Here is a 10,169-nt window from a genome sequence, read left to right as displayed (position 1 = left end):
TGGCGGAGTGGACGGGACTCGAACCCGCGACCCCCGGCGTGACAGGCCGGTATTCTAACCAACTGAACTACCACTCCACATTTTCGTTGCTGACTGAGTCTCCCCTGACAGCGGCGTGAATAATACGAATCACCCTCTGGTTCGTCAAGGGGTTTTTTGTATTTTTACAGGTTTTTTAGTCATCTGACATCGAAAGGTTTAAAATTTCACCTGATTTGTCATTTTTTGAGCCATTTTTGCCAACTTCATTTTCATTCGTTGCTTGCTCATCATTTTCGGTTTGATTTTTTTTCTTTAAAAACGGTAAAGAAATTTTAAATTTCAGCGGTTTCTTTTGAACAAAAATTCTAATTGCCAGCCAACCTAATAAAAGGACGGTTAAATTTCCAACAACAATTAAGGTCACCATGAGCATGGTGGACGCTTTTTGTTCTTCTTCAAGAATTCGTTGTTGCTCTGCTTGCGCTTCTAAATCAATTTCTGGGCGAACAATTTCTGGTACAGCTTCAATTGGTCGTTCAATTTCAAATTTATAAGTCGGTAACGTTGCCATAAATTCACGGTCATTTATGTTGCTACCAAATACAGAGAGCTCAACACTGTATCGTCCCCAATCATAATTTTTAATTGCAAGCTCTCGTGTTTGCGATTTATCAGCATCTAAAGAGAACATTTGCTCTTCATTATTGGGGTAATATATTTTTCCTTGAATAAGTACAGTATCTGGTTTAACAATTTCAGGATTTAGCGAGATCGTTAAAATGTGGTCATCTTCATCTTGCTCAGCAAGTGCTACTTCATAATCAAAAGGCGGCTCATGCACGACTATCGGTTTTTGCACCACGGTACGCTTTAATATAGGCGTTTCTATATATAGCTCTGGTTGCCACTCTCCTGCCGGAAAGACCAGCTTAAACTCACCGGTAAACACACCATCAAGTGGACGCTCATCAAAGCCACGGCCATCATCTCTAAAATCGGTAACACTTTGCGTGCCCGCACCAAAGTTTGCGTAATCACTATTATTAGTGCTGACAAAATCAACGTGCAAACTTATCACATCGCGAAACTGACCAACTTCTATTGGTTCACCGTCATTTAATACGCGGCCAGTCAGTTTTACTGTTTCGCCACGAAACAGCATAGGCGGGAGTGGATCAACATTAAGCTCTATTTCACCCAGCACCATAATACGGCTATCTGGCAAGATACTGCCGACCACTTGCCAAGGGCCTGGCATGGGGTTGCTAATGGTGATCAGGTCGTAGCTCAGTTCATCATGCCAGTCGAGGTCATCATTGTTTACTGAGTCAGTAGCGTAATACTTAGTGCCGTCAGGGCGTACTAACACAACGGCAGGAGCACCGCGTTTACGAAAGAAGAGTAAGGTTACTTTATCGACTTTATGGTCAATACGAAAACGGTTCTCTAGCAGGGGAATTTCATTTTGCACCCCATCACGTTCTAATGGGGTTATTTTATCTTGCTCGTTGGCAAATCCCGCTAAGGGAATTAAACACACTAATCCTGCTAGTAGTTGTTTTCTCATTTTATTACCTTATTCTGCACGCCATAGGCATTGGCCACCCTTTGCAACCAAGTCTAAACGCTCTTCGTGAGCGGCGTGCTCTTGTTCTGTTGCTCTTAATACCACAAGCGGTGCTCTATCAGCACTTAGTCGGCGAATACCACCAGCTTGTTGGGTTGAGCCTTCATCTTTATTTTGATTAAGATTCAGTTTTACTTGCCCACCCGTCATCGACAGGTAAACATCGGCTAAGATCTCAGAATCCAGTAAAGCGCCGTGTAACGTACGCTTTGAGTTATCAATATCGTAACGACGGCAAAGTGCATCAAGGTTATTCTTTTGACCTGGGTGCAAGTCACGCGCCATTTTTAAAGTATCAAGTACACTACATACATCGGCAGTATTCGGAAAACCTTGATTTAACAATGCAAACTCATTATCCATGTGACCGATATCGAACGCTGCGTTATGAATAACAAGCTCAGCACCACGAATATACTCTAAAAACTCATGGGCAATTTGATGGTACAGGGGTTTATCACGCAAAAATTCATTGGTGATACCGTGAACGTCTATTGCTTCTTCTTCTATTTCACGTTGTGGATTGATATACACATGAAAGTTGTTGCCAGTAAGACGGCGATTTACAAGTTCAACACAACCGATTTCAATAATGCGGTGGCCTTGCTTTGGGTCAATACCCGTGGTTTCTGTATCTAAAACTATTTGTCTATGTGCCATATCGTCTTAAGCCTGACTCTGGTATCTTTCTATATTCACTTTATTGTACACAATATCAAGGTAAAACAGTGCAGAAAACCGTAGAGATTTACACCGATGGATCATGTTTAGGAAATCCAGGGCCTGGAGGGTATGGCATCGTGATGCGATACAACGGCCACGAGAAGCAATTAAGTCAAGGCTACACCCTAACAACAAATAATCGGATGGAAATGCTCGCAGCTATCGTTGCACTAGAAACTCTCACCCGCTCTTGTCACGTCATTCTGACGACCGATAGCCAATATGTTAAACAGGGCATCGAGTCATGGGTTGAAAATTGGAAAAAGCGCGGCTGGAAAACCGCAGCTAAAAAACCAGTTAAGAATGTCGATTTATGGAAACGACTCGATGCTGCCTGCCAACAACACGAGGTAGAATGGCGTTGGGTAAAAGGCCATAGCGGCAATAAATACAATGAGATTGTTGACGATCTAGCCCGCGAAGCCGCTGGCAGCGATCAATTACTTGAAGACACAGGTTACGACGGTAATTAAAAGCACCTTGAAATAAACTTGGCGCAGGTCGTTTTATATTTTTGTTATATGTTATAAGATTTGGCTATAAAGAAATATAAAGGATTCATTATGGCTCTGCGCATTCACTCTTTTTTTCATCAACAAAGCGCCACTCTATGCTACTTAGTCAGTTGCGAAAGCACTAAACAGTGCTTGCTGATTGATGCGCCAGCTGATTTTGATATGCCAAGTGGTGAGTTAAGTTTTACCACAGCCAATGAGATCATTAGCTACATAAAGACTGAGCAGCTGACACTTCAATGGCTCCTTGAAACTCATGCCCATGCTGACCATATCACCGCAGCAAGTTACATAAAGCAGCAATTACAAGACACACACCCTTGTAAACTCGGCACGGGTGAAGGGATCACACAAGTGCAACAGCACTTTAGCCAACTTTATAATCTTGATATGCCATGTAATGGTGAACCTTTTGATGCTTTATTTGCTGATAAAGCACAATTTCAGTTAGGTGATTACACAGTAGATGTGATTGCCACACCGGGCCATACCCCTGACAGCGTGTGTTTTCACATTGATGGCAATGTATTTGTTGGCGACACCTTCTTTATGCCAGACAGTGGCACAGCCCGCTGTGATTTCCCAGGAGGCAGTGCCGGTGAGTTATATGACTCACTACAGCGAATTTTAGCGTTTCCTGACGATACCGTACTTTGGATGTGTCATGACTATCAACCAGATGGCCGCCCTCTTGCGAACAAAACCACAGTGAAAGAGCAGCGTGAGCAAAACATTCATTTAAAAGGGGATAAACAAAGCTTTATTGCAACTCGGGAAGGCCGCGATGCAACCTTGGCAGTACCAAAGCTGTTGCACCCTTCTATTCAATTAAATATTCGTGCAGGCCAGTACCCAAGTAAAACGGATACTCAACAACACTATTTAGCTATCCCGCTCACAGTGCTGCTTTGATGTTTGCCTGAGCCCTGCTCCTTTCACTGGCGAAAATTGCGGCCTTGCATGCCATTTAGGTTTAATTGGTGTCAGCGGGGCCACACGTTTTCGAGCCACCAGCATATACACACTGCCCATTGGCTTTAAATATTGCTGGCCAAAGCTGCGCCACGCCGCAAAACGTGACAAACGGTTGCCTCTTGCAAGCGATGAATGGATAAATCGCTCGTCGGAAATAATCTCAAAGCCTAATAGATTCAACCAGTCTTTTACTCGTGATGGCGTAAAAAAGCGCCCTGTCCAAGGTAACTTTTGGCGACTAAAAGGTAAAAGCTGCGCCAAGCCACACAAGCTAAATGGGTTAAAGCCCGTGATCACCAGATAGCCACCGGGAATTAAAGTACGGTGTGCTTCACGTAAGATGTGGTGTGGATCAGAATGATATTCTAAGCAATGCGATAATATGCAAGCATCAACACTGTGCTCATAAAAAGGCAGCTCGTCTACATCAGCAATAACACCAGTAAATAGCCCCTGCTCTGCTACACAAACTTGATGCTTTATAGGACTTTCACTGGTTGCCAGCTCTCCACTTAAATTACCAAGTTTGAGCATGTGATAGCCAAACATGCGTGGCAGCCATGGCATTAGCTTACGTTCAATTTCAGCACGTAAATAGTCACCATGAGGGAACTGCTGCCAAGTGTATGGCTTAGGACCTTCTTGAAAACTAAGGGCTGGTTTCATTTTCTGAGCTCGTTATACTGTGTGTTAACTGTCACTTTATAGAGCAATTAAACATGGTGCAAGTTAAAGCAATTAAAGCCTTTTCTGATAATTACATTTGGTGCATCAGCAATGAAGCTGAGCAAACAGCTTGGGTCGTCGACCCGGGTCAAGCAGAACCTGTTTTAAACTATCTGAGCGAGCATAACTTAACACTTAGCGGTATTTTGATTACTCACCACCATTATGATCATACCGATGGCGTGGCTGCACTGGTTAAGGAATTTCGTGATATTCCGGTTTATGGGCCAAGACACAGCCCTTTTAAAGGCATTACTCATGGCGTATCAGAAGCGGATAAAGTCACTGTGTATGATTACACTTTTACCGTGCTTGCGACACCTGGCCATACCCTAGACCATATTTGTTACATTAATGACGAATTAAGTTTTACTGGCGACACCTTATTTAGTGCTGGCTGCGGACGATTATTCGAAGGCAGCGCAGAACAAATGTGGCACTCGTTATGTAAGCTAAGAGCCCTGCCAGATGAGTGTAAAATCTACTGCACCCATGAATACACGCAAGCCAACTTAGCTTTCGCAAAAGCTGTAGAGCCAAATAACGAATACCTTCTCAACTACAGTGATAAGGTAGATACGCTGCGCGCCAAAGACGAAATAAGCTTGCCAACCCAGTTAGGCGTGGAAAAACAAATAAATCCATTTTTACGTAGCAATATAGCAACAATCACTGATGAGCTTCCTGATGAGCTAAAAATTAATTTGGATCTGAATGAACCTTGGCAACGCTTTGCAGGTCTCAGAGCCTGGAAAGATAACTTTTAAAAAAACGTAAACACCGGTAGTTACAATTTTGTATATTTAGATCAGCATCTTGCAATAATAAGCTGACATAAACTGGTCATAAAGTGGCAATATGTTCTCAGAGCAGGTAATATTCGCCGAGTTTTTTTACCTGATGTATGGGTATATATGTATAAGTCTCCTTTAGTTTTATCACTTGCGCTGATTTTAAGTGGCTGTCAATTAACAGCTTCTGATTCAGCAAGTACAGATGTTGCGAACAATAATGTTGAACAACAATTAGACGGCGCAAGTCCGAGCGATATCAATGATGCATTGATGATTAACGCTCAATATCAACAATTAACCGATATTGATGAGCCGCCTCCTGTATTTGATGATGTATGGGAACGTATTCGTTATCAGCTTTCGATTGATGTGCCACAAAACCGCCCAGTTGTTGCTGAGCGTAACTATTATGCGCGTCATCAGGCCTATTTAGATCGTATCTCTAAGCGCGCTGAGCCTTACCTATACTTTATTGTAGAAGAAGTCGAAAAGCGTCAAATGCCAATCGAAATTGCGCTTTTACCTATTGTAGAAAGTGCGTTTGACCCATTTGGTTATTCACATCGCAGTGCTTCTGGCATTTGGCAATTTATGCCACAGACTGGTGAACGTTTCGATTTAAAACAAAACTGGTGGTATGACGGTCGCCGTGACATTGTACAATCGACCCGTGCAGCGCTAGATTACTTATCATATTTACACAAAACCTTAGAAGGCGATTGGCTAAATGCCATTGCAGCCTATAACTCAGGTGAAGGTCGTTTACTGCGTGCCATTAAAAAGAACCGTAAAAAGCATTTACCAACGGATTTTTGGTCACTTGATTTACCAAGAGAGACCACAGCCTACGTACCTAAGCTGTTAGCGCTGTCTGATCTGGTAAAACGCAGTGACGAATTTGGTGTTAAGTGGCAACCAATTATTAATGCTCAAGTCGTTGAAGCAGTTAATGTAGGTAGCCAAATTGACTTAGCACTTGCCGCTGACATGGCAGGTATTAGCTTAACAGAGCTTTATCGTTTGAACCCTGGCTTCAATCGTTGGGCTACAGATCCAAATGGCCCACACTTTTTATTATTACCGTCTGATAAGGTAGAAGCGTTTACTGACAAGCTAGCTAAAACAGAGCAAAAAGACCGCCTACGCTGGCAGCAATATGTTGTTGCACGTGGTGACAGTTTATCTGTGATTGCGAAGAAGTTTTCAACAAGCACAAACGCGATTAAAACCCTGAATAAGCTTTCATCGAATACTATTCGTGTTGGTCAGCAATTACTTGTGCCACTGAGCGATGGTGAGATTAATAGCCAGCATTTACCAAAATCAGTACGTATGGCGGCTAATAAAGCAACACGTAAAAAGCTAAGCCATAAAGTGGCCAGTGGCGATACACTGTGGGATATCAGCCGTGAGTACGATGTGACCATAGCTGAACTTGCAACATGGAATAAGCTGAAAAAAGACGCTGTACTGCGTGTTGGTCAAAAGCTAACTGTGTATAAGCAAGAAAAATCACAACTTGCTGCTACACAAATCAAAGAGCGCACCATTACCTATAAAGTTCGTCGTGGTGACTCGTTAGCGCGCATTGCTGCTAAGTTTAATGTGTCTGTGCAAGATATTATTAAATGGAATTCATTAGCTGGACAAAAGTACATTCAACCTGGGCAAAAGCTGAAGTTAAAGGTTGATGTTCGAAGCGCATAATTGCTTCATCTAATATCAAAAAAAGAGCGCCTAACGGCGCTCTTTGTGTCTCTCATTTAGTATTTATGCTTCAAAGCCCATAAGTGTAATAACTCATTGGCAATGGTCGCTGCAGCAATGGCTGTTAGTTCACTTTGGTCATAGGATGGCGACACTTCAACCACATCCATACCGACCATATTAATGCCTTTCAATGCACGAAGTACTTTGAGTACTTTATCGCTGGTTAAGCCACCACACACTGGGGTGCCTGTCCCTGGAGCGAATGCTGGATCAAGGCAGTCAATATCAAAGGTTAAGTACACAGGTAAGTCACCGACGCGTGCTTTAATTTGCTCTGCGATATCTTGCGCTGGCAAGTCATTAGCTGCCATTGCATCAATCACTGCAAACTCATGCTTACTCTGATCAAAGTCAGTACGAATACCTATTTGAATACTGTGATCAACATCAATAAGCCCTTCCATCGGCGCATGGTAAAACATGGTACCGTGATCATAGCGCGAACCATTGCTGTAAGTATCTGTGTGGGCATCAAAATGCACTAATGCCATTTTACCGTGTTGTTTTGCATGAGCACGCAGTAGCGGCAAAGTCACAAAGTGGTCGCCACCTAAACCTAATAATGTTTTACCTTGGCGAAGAATTTGCTCAGCGGCTAATTCTAACTGCGCGGTAAAATATTCTGGGTCGCCTACTGGGTAAGTAAAATCACCTGCATCAGCTAATTTTAAACGCTCAAACAACGGAAACGTCCACGGGTACTTGGTTTCTTCCCATGCGAGGTGCACTGAGGCACGACGAATTGCGTCAGGGCCTAAGCGTGCACCAGGACGACCTGAGGTCGCCAAATCAAATGGTAGACCTAACACCACTACATCGGCATCGATTGCGGTGATGTTCTGCACCATCGGCTGACGTAAAAACGTCATGCCGTTTGAGTACAATGAATGATCTGTGTGGTCAAACAATGTCGACATTGCTTATAACTCTTCTAAATAAGTGTAACCATTTAAGCCAGTTTGCAGCTCATTTAATACGCTTTGCTGTTCAGTTTCTGGCAATTTAGCAGCCACCAGCTGGGCGTAAGATTGCTGGAAGCTTTCTACATCTAAATGTACGTAACGCATCATGTCTGCAACGGTATCACCTTCGTTAACTTCAGTGATTTGCGCCTGACCTTGCTCATCCATTTTTATAATTGCACTGTGTGTGTCGCCAAATAAGTTGTGCATATCACCTAAAATCTCCTGATAAGCACCCACTAAGAAAAAGCCCATTAAATAAGGTTTTTCTTCGCTAAAAGCTGGCACAGGTAATGTGCTTTCAATACCTTGACCGTCTACATAATGCTCCATAGCACCGTCTGAATCGCAAGTGATATCAAGTAACACGGCGCGTTTTTGTGGTGCTTCTGTTAAACCACTTAATGGTAGAACAGGAAACACTTGGTCAATACCCCACGCATCCGGCAATGACTGAAACAATGAAAAGTTCACAAAAAACTTATCTGCTAAACGCGCATTTAATTCATCAATAATCGGGCGGTGAAAACGATTTTTGTTATCCATATGTTTGTTAAGTTCATAACATACACGTAAGTTAACTTGCTCCGCCCATGCTCGCTCTGTTAAATCTAACAAACCAAGTGCAAATTGATTATGTGCTTCGGCTAAATCACCTTGGCTATCATGATAAATTTCGATTAATGCACGGTCGTCATTGTCATCACTTAACTGCTGCCATGATGTCCACATGTTTTTTAATAATAGTGGTGCATCAGCGGCTGGCGCTTGAATGTCTTCTGGTACATAGCTTTCGGTACCAATAACATTCGAAATCAATACAGCATGGTGCGCTGTTAAGGCACGACCTGATTCAGAAATAATGCGCGGCATTGGCTGCTCATATAACTTACAGGTATCGCCAATGGTGTATACAATGTTATTAGCGTACTCACTTAGGCTATAGTTCATTGAGTTATGAGACTGGCTGCGTGTACCGTCGTAATCTACCGCTAAACCGCCACCCACATCTAAGCAATCAATTTGTGCACCTAATTTGCGTAACTCACAGTAAAAACGCGCAGCTTCACTCACACCTAAGCGCACATCGCGAATGTTGGCCATTTGCGAGCCAAGGTGAAAGTGTACAAGTTGGATCAGATCGAGTTGATCAGACGCTTTAAGACGATTAACCACACTGAGTACTTGCGATGCCGACAAACCAAATTTTGATTTTTCGCCACCACTTGCTTGCCACTTGCCCTTACCTTGCGACGCTAAACGTACGCGAATACCAATGCGTGGCTTTACGTTTAACTCTTTAGCTTGGCTAAGCACCATGTCTAGCTCAGACAGTTTTTCAAGAACAATGTAAACCTTGTGACCTAGCTTTTCGCCAATCAATGCTAAACGAATGTATTCTTGGTCTTTGTAGCCATTACACACAATGACAGCACTGGTTTTTTCAGCCATTGCTAATACAGTTAGTAGCTCAGGTTTACTGCCCGCTTCTAGACCCAATTGTTTCTTTTCAATATCAGCTTGGCTTGCAACAATTTCTTCAACAACTTCACGCTGTTGGTTTACTTTAATTGGGTAAACAAGCAAATAGTCTTTCGGGTAACCATAATTTTCAATCGCCGTGTTAAATGCCTGACATAAGCTATGTACACGATGATGTAAAATTTGTGGAAAACGAACTAGCGCAGGCAAGCTTAAGCCTTTATCTTGTAATTGCTGTGCGATATCGATTAGTGCAATGGTTTGCTCTGGGGCATGGGCCTTTGGCGCAACATACACATCACCTTGATCATTAATACCAAAGAAACCTTGGCTCCAATGACGAACATTGTAACTCGTACGAGCTTGTTCTAGTGATGTTGTTTCTTTCATCTATCTTTCTCTTTTATTTTAGTAGTGCCGAAATAGGCAAGGGTTGTTGCCGCGCATTAAAAGAAAAATAGTGATTCAAGTCCAACAAGAATTTTTACTCGTAACGAGTGATTTTTGATGTGAAAAACTGATTTATAGACACTCATTGTAATTAGGATTTGAAATAGCTGTGAGTATTTAAACTTTTTAGATGGACAGGCACTCAATATGGTAAATGAGTAAT

9 protein-coding genes and 1 tRNA gene are annotated in these 10,169 nt (G+C 42.6%); 4 read left to right on the top strand and 6 right to left on the bottom strand.

Going from position 1 to position 10,169, the window contains the following annotated elements:
* From MTF66_RS14535 to dnaQ, 3 genes are all read right to left on the bottom strand, one after another.
* Nucleotides 1–77 (bottom strand) — tRNA-Asp (locus MTF66_RS14535).
* A gap of 98 nt (nt 78–175) precedes the next feature.
* Complete coding sequence (locus MTF66_RS14530; protein ID WP_248527571.1) at nt 176–1,549, bottom strand: TIGR03503 family protein; 1,374 nt, start codon at nt 1,547–1,549, stop codon at nt 176–178.
* Between the two features lie 9 nt (nt 1,550–1,558).
* On the bottom strand, nt 1,559–2,269 hold the full coding sequence (gene dnaQ, locus MTF66_RS14525) for a DNA polymerase III subunit epsilon (RefSeq protein ID WP_054551624.1): 711 nt from the start codon (nt 2,267–2,269) through the stop codon (nt 1,559–1,561).
* Nucleotides 2,270–2,337: 68 nt separating this feature from the next.
* Here dnaQ and rnhA point away from each other — a divergent pair, with 68 nt between their 5' ends.
* Together rnhA and MTF66_RS14515 are read left to right on the top strand one after the other, a co-directional pair.
* Nucleotides 2,338–2,805, top strand: a complete 468-nt coding sequence (gene rnhA, locus MTF66_RS14520) for a ribonuclease HI (RefSeq protein WP_054561796.1) — start codon at nt 2,338–2,340, stop codon at nt 2,803–2,805.
* A gap of 90 nt (nt 2,806–2,895) precedes the next feature.
* Complete coding sequence (locus MTF66_RS14515; RefSeq protein ID WP_248527570.1) at nt 2,896–3,759, top strand: MBL fold metallo-hydrolase; 864 nt, start codon at nt 2,896–2,898, stop codon at nt 3,757–3,759.
* Here MTF66_RS14515 and MTF66_RS14510 read toward each other — a convergent pair.
* Complete coding sequence (locus tag MTF66_RS14510; protein WP_248527569.1) at nt 3,730–4,488, bottom strand: class I SAM-dependent methyltransferase; 759 nt, start codon at nt 4,486–4,488, stop codon at nt 3,730–3,732. The two genes, MTF66_RS14515 and MTF66_RS14510, sit on opposite strands and share 30 nt — an antisense overlap.
* 53 nt (nt 4,489–4,541) lie before the next feature.
* On the opposite strand from MTF66_RS14510, the gene gloB reads away from it, so the two are divergent.
* The gene (gene gloB, locus MTF66_RS14505; protein WP_248527568.1) at nt 4,542–5,315 is read left to right on the top strand and encodes a hydroxyacylglutathione hydrolase; all 774 of its coding nucleotides are present in this window, start codon (nt 4,542–4,544) and stop codon (nt 5,313–5,315) included.
* A gap of 147 nt (nt 5,316–5,462) precedes the next feature.
* Nucleotides 5,463–7,049, top strand: coding sequence for a LysM peptidoglycan-binding domain-containing protein (locus MTF66_RS14500; protein ID WP_248527567.1), 1,587 nt, complete (start codon nt 5,463–5,465; stop codon nt 7,047–7,049).
* A 56-nt stretch (nt 7,050–7,105) separates the two neighbouring features.
* Here MTF66_RS14500 and speB read toward each other — a convergent pair whose 3' ends face one another.
* A complete protein-coding gene (speB, locus tag MTF66_RS14495) occupies nt 7,106–8,029 on the bottom strand; it encodes an agmatinase (RefSeq protein ID WP_063706052.1) in 924 nt (307 codons plus the stop codon).
* A 3-nt stretch (nt 8,030–8,032) separates the two neighbouring features.
* A complete protein-coding gene (speA, locus tag MTF66_RS14490; protein ID WP_058585311.1) occupies nt 8,033–9,946 on the bottom strand; it encodes a biosynthetic arginine decarboxylase in 1,914 nt (637 codons plus the stop codon).
* Between the last annotated feature and the right edge of the window lie 223 nt (nt 9,947–10,169).

It is taken from the genome of Pseudoalteromonas sp. 2CM39R (genome assembly GCF_023161845.1).
This window is presented reverse-complemented; position numbering and strand designations above follow the sequence as displayed.

Bases quoted from the DNA above. Each gene is read 5' to 3' on its own strand.
- MTF66_RS14530 (WP_248527571.1), bottom strand. From the start codon at position 1,549: ATGAGAAAACAACTACTAGCAGGATTAGTGTGTTTAATTCCCTTAGCG.
- speB (WP_063706052.1), bottom strand. From the start codon at position 8,029: ATGTCGACATTGTTTGACCACACAGATCATTCATTGTACTCAAACGGC.
- dnaQ (WP_054551624.1), bottom strand. From the start codon at position 2,269: ATGGCACATAGACAAATAGTTTTAGATACAGAAACCACGGGTATTGAC.
- MTF66_RS14500 (WP_248527567.1), top strand. From the start codon at position 5,463: ATGTATAAGTCTCCTTTAGTTTTATCACTTGCGCTGATTTTAAGTGGC.
- MTF66_RS14515 (WP_248527570.1), top strand. From the start codon at position 2,896: ATGGCTCTGCGCATTCACTCTTTTTTTCATCAACAAAGCGCCACTCTA.
- MTF66_RS14510 (WP_248527569.1), bottom strand. From the start codon at position 4,488: ATGAAACCAGCCCTTAGTTTTCAAGAAGGTCCTAAGCCATACACTTGG.
- gloB (WP_248527568.1), top strand. From the start codon at position 4,542: ATGGTGCAAGTTAAAGCAATTAAAGCCTTTTCTGATAATTACATTTGG.
- speA (WP_058585311.1), bottom strand. From the start codon at position 9,946: ATGAAAGAAACAACATCACTAGAACAAGCTCGTACGAGTTACAATGTT.